The 14,129-nt window shown below is 74.0% G+C and carries 15 protein-coding genes; 9 read left to right on the top strand and 6 right to left on the bottom strand.

The window, feature by feature from the left end; translation table 11 throughout:
- Positions 1-78: 78 nt before the first annotated feature.
- Both ACIQWA_RS35920 and mscL read right to left on the bottom strand, forming a co-directional pair.
- Positions 79-876, bottom strand: coding sequence for a DUF6643 family protein (locus ACIQWA_RS35920; RefSeq protein ID WP_360244704.1), 798 nt, complete (start codon positions 874-876; stop codon positions 79-81).
- A 406-nt stretch (positions 877-1,282) separates the two neighbouring features.
- Entirely contained in the window at positions 1,283-1,732 is a 450-nt protein-coding gene (gene mscL / locus ACIQWA_RS35915) for a large conductance mechanosensitive channel protein MscL (protein WP_402489990.1), read from the bottom strand.
- 503 nt (positions 1,733-2,235) lie between these two features.
- Here mscL and ACIQWA_RS35910 point away from each other — a divergent pair.
- From ACIQWA_RS35910 to ACIQWA_RS35900, 3 genes are all read left to right on the top strand, one after another.
- Complete coding sequence (locus ACIQWA_RS35910) at positions 2,236-3,438, top strand: glycosyltransferase family 4 protein (RefSeq protein WP_402489987.1); 1,203 nt, start codon at positions 2,236-2,238, stop codon at positions 3,436-3,438.
- A 92-nt stretch (positions 3,439-3,530) separates the two neighbouring features.
- Positions 3,531-4,223, top strand: coding sequence for a thiol:disulfide interchange protein DsbA/DsbL (locus ACIQWA_RS35905; protein ID WP_402489984.1), 693 nt, complete (start codon positions 3,531-3,533; stop codon positions 4,221-4,223).
- 134 nt (positions 4,224-4,357) lie between these two features.
- The gene (locus ACIQWA_RS35900) at positions 4,358-4,702 is read left to right on the top strand and encodes an alpha/beta fold hydrolase (RefSeq protein WP_402490065.1); all 345 of its coding nucleotides are present in this window, start codon (positions 4,358-4,360) and stop codon (positions 4,700-4,702) included.
- An 18-nt stretch (positions 4,703-4,720) separates the two neighbouring features.
- Here the strand turns inward: ACIQWA_RS35900 and ACIQWA_RS35895 are convergent, their stop codons facing one another.
- Together ACIQWA_RS35895 and ACIQWA_RS35890 are read right to left on the bottom strand one after the other, a co-directional pair.
- Entirely contained in the window at positions 4,721-5,467 is a 747-nt protein-coding gene (locus ACIQWA_RS35895) for an SAM-dependent methyltransferase (protein ID WP_402489981.1), read from the bottom strand.
- 103 nt (positions 5,468-5,570) lie between these two features.
- Positions 5,571-6,719, bottom strand: a complete 1,149-nt coding sequence (locus ACIQWA_RS35890) for a glycosyltransferase (protein ID WP_402489979.1) — start codon at positions 6,717-6,719, stop codon at positions 5,571-5,573.
- Positions 6,720-6,776: 57 nt separating this feature from the next.
- On the opposite strand from ACIQWA_RS35890, the gene ACIQWA_RS35885 reads away from it, so the two are divergent.
- A complete protein-coding gene (locus ACIQWA_RS35885) occupies positions 6,777-7,547 on the top strand; it encodes a glutamate racemase (RefSeq protein ID WP_402489977.1) in 771 nt (256 codons plus the stop codon).
- 1,164 nt (positions 7,548-8,711) lie between these two features.
- On the opposite strand, the gene ACIQWA_RS35880 is transcribed toward ACIQWA_RS35885, so the two are convergent.
- Positions 8,712-9,992: a polysaccharide deacetylase family protein gene (locus tag ACIQWA_RS35880; protein WP_402489975.1), complete on the bottom strand. Its 1,281-nt coding sequence runs from the start codon at positions 9,990-9,992 to the stop codon at positions 8,712-8,714.
- 339 nt (positions 9,993-10,331) lie between these two features.
- On the opposite strand from ACIQWA_RS35880, the gene ACIQWA_RS35875 reads away from it, so the two are divergent.
- Complete coding sequence (locus ACIQWA_RS35875; RefSeq protein WP_402489973.1) at positions 10,332-10,601, top strand: hypothetical protein; 270 nt, start codon at positions 10,332-10,334, stop codon at positions 10,599-10,601.
- A gap of 303 nt (positions 10,602-10,904) precedes the next feature.
- On the top strand, positions 10,905-11,393 hold the full coding sequence (locus tag ACIQWA_RS35870; RefSeq protein WP_402489970.1) for an NUDIX hydrolase: 489 nt from the start codon (positions 10,905-10,907) through the stop codon (positions 11,391-11,393).
- A gap of 72 nt (positions 11,394-11,465) precedes the next feature.
- On the opposite strand, the gene ACIQWA_RS35865 is transcribed toward ACIQWA_RS35870, so the two are convergent.
- Entirely contained in the window at positions 11,466-12,005 is a 540-nt protein-coding gene (locus ACIQWA_RS35865) for a PTS-dependent dihydroxyacetone kinase phosphotransferase subunit DhaM (protein ID WP_402489967.1), read from the bottom strand.
- 388 nt (positions 12,006-12,393) lie between these two features.
- Between ACIQWA_RS35865 and ACIQWA_RS35860 the strand changes: the two genes are divergently transcribed.
- From ACIQWA_RS35860 to ACIQWA_RS35850, 3 genes are all read left to right on the top strand, one after another.
- Entirely contained in the window at positions 12,394-12,582 is a 189-nt protein-coding gene (locus ACIQWA_RS35860) for a DUF397 domain-containing protein (RefSeq protein ID WP_360243590.1), read from the top strand.
- A gap of 830 nt (positions 12,583-13,412) precedes the next feature.
- On the top strand, positions 13,413-13,907 hold the full coding sequence (locus ACIQWA_RS35855) for a hypothetical protein (protein WP_402489964.1): 495 nt from the start codon (positions 13,413-13,415) through the stop codon (positions 13,905-13,907).
- 121 nt (positions 13,908-14,028) lie between these two features.
- Positions 14,029-14,112: a putative leader peptide gene (locus ACIQWA_RS35850; RefSeq protein WP_360243587.1), complete on the top strand. Its 84-nt coding sequence runs from the start codon at positions 14,029-14,031 to the stop codon at positions 14,110-14,112.
- The last annotated feature ends 17 nt before the right edge of the window (positions 14,113-14,129 follow it).

Below are 14,129 nucleotides of genomic sequence, written 5' to 3'. Positions count from 1 at the left end.
GGCGTTCAGGGGGCGCCGGGTGGTGCTCAGGTGGTGCGGGTGCGGGCCGGTGGGGTCGGCCCTGTGGTGTGCTCGGGCTCAGTAACCCTGGCCCTGCGGCTGGTAGCCGCCCTGCTGGTAGCCGCCGGGCTCGCCGTACGGGCCCGGGCGCTGCGGCTGCATCGGGCGGACCGGCGCGACCGGCGCCATGGCCGGGCGCAGCTGGGCGCCGCCGAAGCTCTGGTCGCCGCCCTGGCCCTGGAAGCCGGGGCCGGCCGGGTTCGGGCCGCCGAAGCCCTGCTGGCCGCCGAAGGACTGCGGACCGCCCTGCGGGAGGCCGCCGGGCTGGCCCTGGCCGAAACCGGCCGGTCCGCCGGTGGGCTGCGCGCCGAAGGTCTGCTGCCCGCCCTGGCCGATGAAGGTGTTCTGGCCGCCGAAGCTCTGGCCGCCGGTCGGCTGGTAGCCACCGCTGGCGGTCTGCGCGAAGGTCGGGGCTGCGGGTTGCGGTCGCTGGTACGGCTGGGGGGCGCCGTAACCGGGGACGGGCGGTTGCGGCGCGGAGGCGTACGCGGGCGCGGGCTGCGCCGGGATGTACGCCGTGGCCGGGCCGGCGGAGGGGCCACTGCTCGGGCCGGGGCCCAGGGCGAGGCGGGCGGGCGGCAGCGCGGGGAGGTTGCTGCCGGCGCTCTCGTACCCGTTGCCGTACCGGTTCTCGTAGGACTGGCCGGGGCCGGATCCGTAACCGGAGGACAGCGCCGGGGGCAGGGCCGCCGGCACGTTGATGGGTGCGATCTGGGGGACGCCGCGCTCAGCCACGAGGCTGTCGTAAATCGGCGTGCCGGAGGAGAAGGACGGAGAGGGGTAGCCGACTCCGTCGTAGGAGCGGGGCGAGGTCATGGGGCATACGGTAAGCCCACAATGCGCCTGCTGAGGAGAGCGGGAGGGGGAGCAGTTCGAGTGTTTACACAGTCTTCGCCCGCACAAAGGTTTCGAAAGTAGGAAGAACGGACATACCGGCGTACAGTTCCGGACAGTCCTGGCGCCCCGTCAGTGATCGAACAGCACCCGGACGCGGCCGCCGCAAGGCCTTGCGGTGACCGGCCGGTGGCCGTTCGGAGGCGTCGTGGAGAAACTTTTGCGGACGGGGCGTGCGCCGGCGCATTCGAGCCCCCGCCGACGGTCCGGCGGGGGCTCGTGAATGTTTGGGGAATAAATTTCCCGTCAGCGCCCACAGTGGGCGATCCGGACGCGGTCGGGACGCGGTGCGGACTCGATCAGGGCACGGTCCGGACGCGATTCGGCGTCAGTGCGACTGCAGCGCCTGGGACTGCGCGGGCAGACCGGGCCGGGCGGCCACCTCGGTGGTGCAGAAGGAGCAGCGGGTCGCGGCGGCCGGGATCGAGCTCAGGCACTCCGGGCAGTCGACCTTCGCGGCCGGCGCCGGCGCGGCCTTCTCGAAGCGCTCCTGCAGCTTGCCGACCGGCACCACCACGGCGAAGTAGATGAGCGCGCTGACCAGCACGAACCCGATCAGCGCGTTGACGAAGAGGCCGTACGGGAACTTGGTGCCGCCCACCTCGAAGGTCTTCTGGGTGAAGTCGCCGACCGCGCCGGTGGCGACCCCGATCAGCGGGGTGAGGAACGCGCTGACGAACCCGGTGACGACGGCGGTGAAGGCCGCGCCGATCACGATGCCGACCGCGAGGTCCACCACGTTGCCACGCAGCAGGAAGCTGCGGAATCCCTTGAACACCGGGTGACTCCAAATCCGAACGGGGAAGGGGGAGATGGGGCAGAACGGCGGGCGCCCCGGCCGGACATCCTGCCGACCGGCGCGGGCCGAGGTCCAACCGCGTTCACCCGATTCGCGTAACCGGCCGACGGCCCGGAGCGGGTGCGCCGGGGCGGGGTACGGGCCCTCCGCGTACCGGCGGTCGGGCCGCCGACGGCCCGCGGTTGACCCATTGGTGTGACGCGCCGGTGCGAGCCGCTGGTGTGACCCGCTGCTGCGGCCCGCCGGTGCGGCCTCCCGGTGCCCCCTCCCGGCGGCGTGAGCCGGTGCCCGACGCGGCGTGCGGGGGAGCGAAGGGCGGCCCCGCGGAGCGGCAGGGGGCGAGGCGGGGCGCACGGCGGTCGCAACCGGCGCACGACGGCGGGTCCTCAGCGCACACCGGGTGTACGGGCGCGGGCGCACGGGCCACCACCAGGTTGCGCGAAGGGGCTGTACGGCGCGGGGCGCTGTGCCAAGGTCGGTCCATGCCCGACCCTACGGCGGCCGATTCGGCCGGAGCCCGCCCGCGTGTCCTGCACCTGATCAGCGACGAACGCCGGGGCGGCGCCCAGAACTTCGCCCGTGACCTCCACCGGGAACTGCGCCGCCGGGGCCAGGCCTCCGCGCTGTGCGCGCTCGCCCCGCACCCGGCCGTACCGCCCGCCCGACCGGGTGCGGGCACGACCGGGGTGTGCACCGCGGGGACGGCCGTCCCGGGGACCTGCGGCGAGGGCTGCCCCGACACCGCCCGGCTGCGCGCCGCCGCCGTCCTCGGCCCCGGCCGCCTGCGCCCGAGCACCCTGTGGGCGCTGCGCTCCGCCGCCCGCGCCGCCGACGTGGTGCTCGCCCATGGCTCCGACACCCTGGCCGCCTGCGCCCTCGCCCTGGCCGGCACCCCGACCCCCTTCGTCTACGTCTCGGTCGGCCACCCCCGCTACTGGACCGCCAACCGGCTGCGCAGGCTGCGCGGGGCCGCCCTGATGCACCGCGCCGCCGCCGTCACCACGCTCACCGACGAGGCGCGCGCGGTGCTGGAGGAGCAGTTCGAGCTGCCCGGCGGCAAGGTCCGGGTGATCCCCAACTCCCGTGCCGCCGAGAGCTATCCGCCCGCCGACGGCCGGGACGACCGGCGCGCCGCCCGACACGCCCTGGGCCTGCCCGCCGACGTCCTGCTGGTCGCCTGGATCGGTGCGATAGCCCCCGAGAAGCGGTTCGACCTCGCGCTCGACGTGCTCGACCGGCTGCCCGACGTCCGGATGGCCGTCGCCGGGGACGGTCCGCTGCTGGAGACCCTGGCCCGTCACCCGGCCGCCGCCCGCGCCCACTTCCTCGGCCCGCTGCCCGACCCGGCCCCGCTCTACCGGGCCGCCGACGCGCTGCTGCTCACCAGCGACAGCGAGGGAGTGCCCGGGGCGCTGATCGAGGCGGCCCTGGCCGGGGTGCCCGCCGTGGCCACCGACGTCGGCTGGGTGCGCGAGGTGGTCCGGGACGGCGCCACCGGAGCGCTGGTCGCCCCCGGGGACCCGCTCGCACTGGCCGAGGCGCTGGCCAAGGTGCTGGCCTGCAACCGCGCGGGCCTCGGCGCGGCCGCCCGGGCGCACGCGCTGGAGCACTTCGAGCTGGGCGCGGTGGTGGACGACTGGCAGCGGCTGGTCGCCGAGGTGTGGAGGGGCGGCCCGCCGAGCTGAGCCGCGGCCCGGTTACGCCGTTCGGGCGAATCCGGGCCCGCCGCTACGTACCGACTCGCCGGTAACGGGGCGTCGGCACCACACTGCCCGGTGTGAACTCGAAGTCGCTGCTGCGGTCCACCGTCCTGCTCGCCGTCGCCGCCGGGATCGCCGCGTCCCCCGTCCAGGCCGGTGCGGTGACCCACCAATCACCCTCCGAGGGAGCGCAGTTCGTCAAGCTCGACCACCCGCAACCGGTGCGCGAGGACACCCGCACCGAGGCCGTCGAGTTCTTCTGGTACGACTGCGGCCACTCCCAGGCGCTGGAGCAGCCGCTGGAGGCCTGGGCCGAGAAGCACCGCTCCGACGTCGCGCTCCGCCGGGTCCCGGCGATCTGGCCGGGCAGTCCGGAGGAGGGCGTGCAGCGCGCTCACGCCCGGCTGTACTACACCCTGGAGCGCCTCGACCTGGTCGACCGGCTCCAGGTCAGCGCCTTCCGCTCGATCCACTCCGACCACGCCGACCTCACCACCGAGACCGCCGCCACCGACTGGGCGGTGCGCCACGGTGTCGACGCCCAGCGCTTCCACGCCGCCTACCGCTCCGCCGAGGTGCGGCAGTCGGTGGACGACGCGGCCGCCCAGTTCGTCCGCTACGGCATCAACGAGCTGCCGACGGTGGTCGTCCAGGGCGAGTACCGGACCTCGCCGACCAAGGCCGGCGGCGTCGAGGCGATGCCCGAGGTGCTCGACTACCTGGTGCAGCAGGAGCAGGTGAAGAGCCACCGGACCACGACCGGCAGGTGATCATCGGTCAGCTCGCTGCTGGTGGGCCTTCGCCGGACCCCACCAGCCCGTGCCTAACCGTTCAGATGCTCTTTAATGGTTAGCATGAGTGAGCTGACGAGCGGCCAGTACGAGGGCGCACCACCGACCCGAGCCTGGTCGCCCCCGACGGCTGGACCCTCGACCAGCACTTCCTCGACCAGCACTTCCTCGACCTGCCCGGCCGCAAGGGCATCCAGGTCGAACTCGCCCTCGACTACTTCTCCAACGTCGAGCTCTATCCGGCCTGGCAGGCCTGGCTGCGCGCCGAGCAGCCGCCCACGCTGGTGATCTGGGGGCGCAGCGACCCGTTCTTCACCGAGGCCGGCGCCCGCGCCTACCTGCGCGACCTGCCCGGGGCCGAACTGCACGTCCTCGACACCGGGCACTTCGCCCTGGAGGAGAAGCTGCCCGAAATCGCCCCGCTGATCGACGACTTCCTCGCCAGGACGCAGAAGTAGCCCTGCCGGAAGGGAAGTTCAGTCCCGGCGCAGCAGCAGGGTGACGAAGCCGAGCGTCCCCCGGTAGCCGTGCAGCCATCCGGTGCGGTGCTCGGCCGCGGCCTCGCGGGCGGCCGCCGCGTCCGGGTCCTCCGGGTGGTCCAGCGCCCACTCGGCCAGCGAACCCGTCCAGGAGAACTCGTAGTCGTCCCACTCCCGCGCCGAGCTGACGTGTCCGTACACCGGCGTCCAACCCTCCGCGAGCACCTGGTCGGTGGTCGTCGCGAGGTCCGCGAAGTCCCCCCGGGCGGCGCCCAGCCCGTCCAGCGCGGCCCGGGACGGCTCCCGCTCCCAGAACCCCTCACCGACCAGCAACCGCCCACCGGGCGACAGGAGTTCACGGGCCGCCACGAGCGTGGGCAGCAGCCCGTCGAAGGCGTGGGTGGCACCCACGCAGAGCACCAGGTCGAAGGGCTCGCGGTCGGTGAACTCCCGGGCGTCCCGGTGGTGCAGGCCGATCCGGCGCACCATGCCGAGCGTCGTCGCCGCCTCTCTCGCCCGGGTCAGCGCCGCGGCGTCCACGTCCACTCCCACCGCCCGCCAGCCCGGCCGCGCGGCCAGCGCCCGCAGCAGCCAGGCGCCCTCCCCGCAGCCGAGGTCCAGCACCCGGCCGCTGTCCTGCCCACCCAGGGCGCGCTCCAGCAGCCGGGACACCGAGCCGTCCGACAGGGGCGCCGCGATCGGGTGGTGGGCGTGGGCGAGCCGGGAGATCCGCTGACGGTCCATCCGAGCAGTATGGGCCGAGAGCGGCCCGCCGCGCCCGGCTTTTCCCGCCTCCCGGCTCACGTTTCGGTTCATGTCCCGGCCCCCCTCCCGGCCCCCTCCCGGCTTACGTCCCGGAGTAGGTCCGGCCCTTCCAGGCGGCGCCCCGGCCGCGCCAGTGCTGCACCGCCGAGTCCACCGTCATCAGCAGGTACAGCGAAGCGGTGAACGGCAACAGCAGCACGGCCACGGCCGGCTGCCCGTAGTACCGGACCATCGGCAGGTAGGTGGCCGCCATCAACGCCCAGGCCGCCCCGCCCGCCGCCGCCACCCACGGCGCCCCCGCCACCAGCCCGGCCACCAGCGCCACCGGCGGCACCAGGTACACCAGCGCCAGCCCCAGCACCGTCCCCAGCAGCAACAGCGGCGAGTGCCGCAGCTGGGCGTACGCGCTGCGCGACACCATCCGCCACAACTGCTCCAGCCGCGGGTACGGGCGGACGCTGTCCACCTCCCCGGCCAGGCCCAGCCAGGTGCGCCCACCCGAGGACTTCACCGACCGGGCCAGCGACACGTCGTCGATCACCGCGCCCCGGATCCCCGCCACCCCGCCCGCCCGCTCCAGCGCCTCCCGCCGCACCAGCGAACAGCCGCCCGCCGCGGCCGCCGTCCGCGCGCCCGGGCGGTTGCTCCGGCGGAAGGGGTACAGCTGGGCGAAGAAGTACACGAAGGCCGGCACGACCAGCCGCTCCCAGCCGGTCTCCACCCGCAGCCGGGCCATCTGCGACACCAGGTCCAGCCCGTTCGACTCGGCCGCGGCGACCAGCTCGGCCAGCGAGTCCGGGCCGTGCGCGATGTCCGCGTCCGTCAGCAGCAGGTACTGGACGTCCGGGCCGGCCAGCTCCACCCCGTGCCGCAGCGCCCACAGCTTGCCCGTCCAGCCCTCGGGCAGCGGGGGAGGGGTGGTGACGGTCAGCTCCAGCCCGTCCAGCGTCCGCAGCTCCGCCGCCACCGCGCCGGTGCCGTCCGAGCTGTGGTCGTCCACCAGGATCACCCGCGCCCGCCCCGGGTACTTCTGTGCCAGCAGCGTCGGCAGGCTCACCGGCAGCACCGGCGCCTCGTCCCGGGCCGGCACCACGATCGCCGCCTCCGGCCACCGGGCCGGCGGACGGCGCGGCGGCAGCCGGACGTCGGTGCGCCAGAACGAACCGTGGCAGCACGCCAGCCAGAGCCAGACCAGCAGGGAGAACGCGGCGATCCACAGCAGCACGGTCACCCCGGCAGTCTGCCGCAGAACCGGCGGCGAGGGGTGGATCGACTAAAGTCTTGCCTCGTGAAGATCGCACTGATGGACTCCGGAATCGGCCTGCTGGCCGCCGCCGCCGCGATCCGGGAGCTGCGCCCGGACGCCGATCTGGTGCTCTCCTCCAACCCGGCCTCGATGCCGTGGGGGCCCCGCACGCCCGAAGAGGTCACCGAGCTGGCCCTCGGCTGCTGCCGGGCCGCGGCCGCCCTCGGCCCCGACGCCCTGGTGATCGCCTGCAACACGGCCTCGGTCCACGCGCTCGACACGCTGCGCGCCGAACTCGAACCCGGCCTGCCCGTCATCGGCACCGTCCCGGCGATCAAGCCCGCCGCCGCCCTCGGCGGCCGCGTCGCGATCTGGGCCACCCCCGCCACCACCGGCAGCGCCTACCAGCGCGGGCTGATCCGTGACTTCGGCGGCACCGCCGAGATCACCGAGGTCGCCTGCCCCGGCCTGGCGGACGCGGTCGAACACGGCGACGACGCCGCCATCACCGCGGCCGTCGCCGACGCGGCCGCCCGGACTCCGGAGGGCACCGACGTGGTGGTGCTCGGCTGCACCCACTACGAACTCGTGGCCGACCGCATCCGCGCGGCCGTCGCCCCCACCGCGGCCCCGGGTCTGGTCCTCCACGGCTCCGCCGAGGCCGTCGCCGCCCAGGCCCTCCGCCGCGTCGCCGACCCCGCCCGCACCGGCAGCGGCACCCTCACCGTCCTCCACGCCGGAGCCCCCGCCACCCTCCCCCCCACCGCCACCCTCTACCCCCAGGGCCTCACCCTCACCCCGATCCCCGCCTGACCCCACCCGCCCCTGGGGCCGCAGCCGAATGGCCCACCCGGGCGCGGCCCCTACGGGCTCCGGCGCACAGAAAGTCGGCCCCGTCGACTTCCGGTGCACCACGGCCGCCGCCCGCCGGGCGCCTCCTCCGGTGCTTCTGTGCTTCCGCACTCCGGGGCCATGGCCCCGGCGCCTGCACAGGAAGTCGACCCGGCCGACCTTTCGTGCTGCAGGACTCGGCCCCTGGTCACCCAGGTGCTGTCCGCTCGACATCCGGGCCGGAACCGCACTACGGCGCCACTACACCCTGCACGGGAAATCGACCCGGCCGACCTTGCGTGCTGCGGGGCCCCGCCCCTGGCCACCCGGCCGCCGCCTGCTCGGCGCCCGGGGGCGGAATCGCCCTTCGACCCACCGCACTCGGCACGGGAAGTCGGCCAGGCCGGCTTCCCCCGGTCCTGAGGCGCTCTGCGGTGCCGCATCCCCCTGGTGCTGAGCGATCCTCGCCCGCCCTGATCCTCCGCCGGCCGAGCGCGCGTCCCAATGTCGACTTGTTGCCACGGCGCCCGCCGCACAGGAAGTCGACCCGGCCGACGCTGTGTGCTGAGAGGTTCGACCCCCCTGGGCGCCCAGGCCGCGCCTAGCCGACTGCCCGCCGCTGCACGGCTCCCGTGAGGCGCCCGGGGCGGCCGATGCGGCGGGTCCAGGCTCTGACGCCACCCTTCCCCGGTCCTGCGCAGCAGGGACCGGCTGAATTCGTTCGCCGGGGCATCAACCCGATCTCCCTGCTGGCCACGTGCCCCCACTTCGAAGTCGATCCGTTGCTGCGATGCCCGTGGCCACCCCGTACCGGAAGTCGGCCTGGCCGACTTCTCGTGTGCCTGTGGGGTGGCTGGGGTGCTGCGGCCTCCGCAGCTGCGCGCCGCACAGGAAGTCGGCCTGGCCGACTTTTCATGAAGCAGCGCCCTGCCGTGAGGAGGTGGGGCCGCAATTCGGTCTCCCGTGCGGGGGCTGAGTGGTGCGCGCTGGTCGCCGGACGTCGGCCGGGCCGACTTCTCGAGCGCGGCGGTGGTGCCGTTCGGGCAGCGGGCCTGCCTGGGAGGCAGGGCGGGGTGTGTAGCAGAGCGCCGCGCCGCGCCGCGCGGGGAGTCGCCCGGTCGACTTCCCGCGCGGCGGTGTCACCCGTCAGGCCACCTCTTGGCGGCGCCAGCGGCGGTAGGCGGGTTCGAGGCCGGAGAGGATGGTGTCGAAGCGGCGGGTGCTGGTGGTGGAGTCGACCTGGAGGCGGCTGATCTGGAGGGGGTGGGAGGGGAGTCGGGGGCCGAGGCGGTGGTCGGAGAGGAAGCCGAGCTGGTAGCCGAGCTCCTGCAGGACGGTTTCAGCACGGGGGTCGTGGCCGCCGTCGGGGTAGGCGAAGGCCGCGGGGGGTTCGCCGAGCCAGTGGGTGAGGGCTTCGTGGGCGCCGGTGATCTCGGCGCGGACGGTGGCGTCGTCGCAGCGGCCGAGGCACGGGTGCCCCTGGGTGTGGTTGCCGATGGCGACCCCGCCGTCCCGCAGGGCGAGCAGGTCGGCCGGGGTGAGCTGTTCCTGGCGGGGCGGTCGGCGGTCGGCGCTGACCCGCAGTTCGTGCAGGCTGCGGCGCCGGTCCGGGTCGGGCATGGCCTTGAGCCGGGGGAGCAGCTGGGAGGGGTGGCCGCAGTCGAGTGAGCGGGCGCGGCCGCCGTGGCGGGCGAGGAAGTCGGCCTCGTGCCACCAGAACGGGCGCTCGGTGCCGATGAGTTCGGAGATGACGAAGGCGGTGGCGGGGATGCCACGGGCGTCGAGGGCGGGCAGGGCGTGGGTGAGGACGCTCCGGTCGGCGTCGTCGAAGGTGACCAGGACGCTGCGCGGCGGCAGTGGCCGCCGCTCGGTGACCGCCTGGAGGACGGCCTGCAGCGAGACCGGGGTGGCGAGCCGCCGGAGCCGGTCGAGCTGGGCGCCGAAGGAGCGGTGGTCGGTCACCCCGTGGTAGGCGAGGACGGCGAGTCGCTGGGCGGCCCGGGCCCGGAACAGCGGTTGTACGGGGGCGAACCGCAGCCATTCGCCCCGTGCGTCCTGCTGTTCCTTCGCGGAGTGCTTCGCGTCTACCTGCTCGGTCTCCAGGTGTTTGGTGTCGAGGCGTTTGGCGGCGAGCCGGGTCGAGTCGAGCAGGGTCGGGTCGAGCCGGCCCGCGTCGAACCGGGTCGGGTCGAGCAGGGTGGGCTCGACCCGGGTCTTCTCGATCCGCACCGTTTCGAGCCGGCCCGCGTCGAGTCGGCCCGCGTCGAGTCGGCCCGCGTCGAGGCGCTTGGTCTCGACGGCCGGACGGGGTCGGCCGGCGCCGTGGTGGTCGGACGCGCAGCCGGTGGTGGGTGGGAGGGGGCGCAGGCCAGGCCGGGGCCTGGCGCGCGCTGTGGCGGTCGATGGGGTGGACTGGGTCTGCGGCAACGGTTCCCCCTTGGTCGCCGAGCGGCGTGGCGGTACCGCCGGAGGACGGAGCCCGGCCTCCGGCTCCAGGGGGCGGCGGCTCCGCTCCCTGGGTATTCCGGTTCGCGGTGGGGTTCTCGCCCGTCCCGTGAACGGCTCCTGGATCACTCGATGCCATTGAGACCCCTGCACCGGACGGATGGTTGTACCGGGGGGACGAGGATTTTTCGTGGACTGATTGTGGAGCCCGTACACGCGTCAGCAGGCTTGGAGCACCTCCGGACGGGCGGTTGCGGAGGGTGTGCCGGCCTTCACTCCCTGCGGGCTGCCTCGGGGGCTCGCCCGGGGTACCTTGGGCTCATGGCAGATGCGGACCGTGATCACTTCCACCTGCACGGGGCGACCCGGTGGAACCGCGCGTGCAGCGGCGGAGCCCTGGTCACCCACCGGATTCCGCTGGCGGTGGCGGGTGTGGCCTGTCTGGTGCTGGGCATCGTGGTGGCCGTGATCGTTCCGGACAGTGACGGTCCGGCGTGGGCGATGGCGGTGGCCGGCTGTTTGGCGGCAGGGGTCCTGCTGCTCGGCCGGATCGCCTTCGGGGTGGTCCGGCGGCGGGGTGCCACGCTCTGACGGAGCCCTCGCGGTCACTCCGTCGGACGCCCGGTCGAACGGTCCGGTGTGGGCCGATCAACTTTTCAACAGATGTATCAACAGATAAGCGAATTTGGTCAGAACGACCGAATTTCATCTCATCAGACAATCCCGCACCCCCTTCTCCCGCAATTCCGGACGACGGTCCCTTCCCCCCTCTCCGGTGAATGCGTTTCCCGCGGCCCCGACCGTCCCGAGCGGCCCGAGCGGCCCGACCGGCCCGAGCGGCCGGTGGCGGTGACCGCCGGAGGCCCGCGCGGCGGCCTGGATAGGCTGCGTCGCATGGCGATCCCTCCCTTCCTCCTCGAACTCCGCTCCCTCGTGGGCCACCGTCCGCTCTGGCTGAGCGCCGTCGCCGCCGTCGTCGTGGACGACCGGGGACGGGTGCTGCTCGCCCGCCGGGCCGACGACGGCCGGTGGGCGTCGGTCGGCGGCATCCTCGACCCCGGCGAGCAGCCTGCCGACGGTGTGGTGCGCGAGTGCCTGGAGGAGACCGGTGTGGAGGTGGTGCCCGAGCTGCTCGCCTCGGCCACGGTCAGCCGTCCGGTCCACTACCCGAACGGCGATGTGACCCAGTACCTGGAGCTGACCTTCCGCTGCCGGGCGGTCGGCGGCGAGGCCCGGGTGAACGACGACGAGTCGCTGGAGGTGGGCTGGTTCGGGCTGGACGAGCTGCCGCCGATGCTCGACTTCGAGCACGACCGGCTGCGCCACGCGCTGGAGTGCCGGGGCCCGGCGGTGTTCAGCTGGGAGGGCCGGGAGCGCCCGTAGCGGGCCCGGCGGGTTTCAGCCCTTGCGACGGGCCTCGGTCCTCGTGATGTGCCTCAACCCGTGTGACGGGCCTCAGCCCTTGTGCTGCCGGTAGGCCTCCTCCGCGGCGTCCAGCACCGCGGCCAGGTCCCCGCCCGCCGTGGCGGTCGCGGTGGCGGCCACCGCGCCCTCCACGAACGGCGCGTTCGCGAAGCGGACCGGGAACGGCAGACCGTGCTCGTCGGCGTCCGAGAGCAGCGCCCGCACGGTGGTGACGGCTCCGCCCAGGTCGGCGAGCACCACCACGCCGTGGCCCTGGTCGACCCGCCGGGTGGCGGCGGCCACCAGGACCGCGCTGATGCCCGGTCCGTCCGCCGGGTCGCCGCCCGTCGCGGCGACCGGCGCGGGGGAGTCGGATCCGGTCAGCGCGAGCGCCAGGGAGCGTACGGCGGTGGCCAGTTCCTGGCTGTGCGAGACCAGCACGATCCCGACCCGGCCGTGCGTGGGGGGCCGCGCCGGGGTGGGGCGGGGCAGCGGGGTGGGCGAGGGCGGGGTGCGGGGGGCCGGCGGGTGGGCCGAGGGAGCGTCGGAGATGGGGATGACGTCGGCGCGGGTGCCGTCCCGGCGGCTCATCGGCTGCTCCCTGGGTCGAGGTGGCGGGCGGGGTGGTGGGCGGGGCGCGGGCGGGACCGTACGCGCCCTGGCAGCACTCTGGCAGCTGCCCGCGGCCCGGTCCGGCGGGACACGCCCCACCGGGCCCCGACCGCTCCTCCACCGGCCCTCCGCCCCGTACGGCGGGAGACGTGGCGCGGACGCGGCGCGGACGTGGCAAAGTCGCGGCGCCGGCGTCGGGGGCGACCTCGCCAACCCGCTGACCGGGGCCGCTGGCTGTGGTTAGGCTGGCGCTGGAATGCCGTCGGGAGGAGATCGGTCAGTGGCAGTCAACAGCGGTACGGACACCGGGGCGAACACCGGGACGGTCGGCGCCGAGCCGGAGCTCGCGCGGAACGGGAAGCCGAAGGTGGACTTCACCGGGGCCGAGTGGCTGTGCAGCAGCCAGGGCGTCGGGGACGTCCAGATCGCGTTCGTGGACGGGTACATCGGGATGCGGGACGGTCGTCAGGAGGACGGGCCGGTCCTGGTCTTCACCCCGGCCGAGTGGCGGGCCTTCGTACTTGGCGCCCGCGACGGGGAGTTCGACCTCACCTGATCGTCCGCGCCGTCCGGGCGCACCCGCGGAGCGGTCCGAGCTGCAGGAAGAGGTGCGGCGTCCGGGTCCGCTCCGTCGGTGTGTCCGGGCCAGCCGGGTCGGCCTGGGACGGCCTGGTCAGCCCGGGTCGGTCGGGTCGCTGATTCCGGTACCGAACATACCGAACATCACAACTGATGATCTTTTGAGCGTGCCCCGTCAGAATTTCTGTTGACTGTTAGACAAACGCAGCTCAGAGTATGAGCACAGGCAGACGCCGTGCCCACCGCCCCCACGCGGCCAGACACGGCGCCTGCTGTTGCGGCCCGGCAGCACTGCCAGGCCATACCTCCCAGTCATCCCCTGCGCACCGGGGTGCGTCGGCCGGTCCCGGCCCACGAGGGGCCGGCAGTCGCCGGGAGGCTGGCGCCACCGCCGAGAGCGACTCGGCTGACGGCACCGTTTGCTCGGGACCCGCACGCCCCCACGCGGCGGCGTCCCGAGCAGATCCACGGGAGCGACGGGCCGGGGCCCCGCGGATCTGGCTCTTGTTGCACGGAACTGCGATGGAACTGTTGGCTTGTGTGTTTGTGCTGTGTGCGACGACGAAGCTGGGTGCTCGGCAGTTCGGCACGACAGGTGCACAGTGAGGGATACGCGTGTAGGGCCGCGTTGCGACATGCCGTCCCCCCGGAGGGTGAAACCCAGAACGGCTGTCGTGCTGAACCGAACGTAGCCCGGACGGTTGCTCAGAGTCAACATTGGTCTCTGAGCGTCGACCTCCCGCCCGTCCCCCGTCGGTGCCCCACCCGCCTCGCGAGTGTGGTGTGCCGGACACGTACGATGTTCCCATGTCTTTTCTCCGCCGTCGCTCCGGACAGCCCGCCGGCCCGGACTTCGACGTGCTCGCGATGGACCCGGGTGACTGGCCCGGCGACTTCGGTGCGGCCATGATGACCGGCCCGGACGGCTCCTGCCAGGGGATTTTCCTGCGCTACGACCTGTTCGGCGGCAGAGGCCCGGCGATGTTCATCGGCAACCTCCCCGAGGGGTCGCCCGCCCGGGACACCGGCGACGAGGTGCCCTTCGAGGTGCGGCAGCTGCTCGCGGCGCTGGAGAACGACGAGCCGGTCGAGTTCACCTCGGCCGAGGACTTCCCGGTGATGCTCGGGGACGACCTGCTGATCGTGCAGAAGGTCAAGGTCAGCGAGGAGCGCGTGTTCTGCGCCCAGTTCGGCCGCAGCGACGGGGTGCTGGTCACCATCGCGTCCTGGGACCGACCGATTTCGGACGACCTGTATCAGCTGTTGAAGCCGCTGCCGGCCGACATGTTCCAGCAGGGCTGACCGACACCGCCCCGGCCTGCCCGCGGCCCGGTTGGGGCCCGGTCGGGGCCCGGGGTCGGGGCCCGGCCAGGGCTCGGACGCTGCTTGACGGTATCGATCACCGGTTCGTACAGTCGCGAACATGCCGTGCCGTCTCCCGCTGTTGACCCGTCGCAGGCATCTGGACCTGTGCCGGACCGCCGGCGGGGTGTGTCCGGGCCACTGAGGGGGGATCTCGCCCCC

Origin of the sequence: Kitasatospora sp. NPDC098652, assembly GCF_044760155.1 — a bacterium.
In the GTDB taxonomy this organism is placed as follows: Bacteria; Actinomycetota; Actinomycetes; order Streptomycetales; family Streptomycetaceae; genus Kitasatospora.
This window is presented reverse-complemented; position numbering and strand designations above follow the sequence as displayed.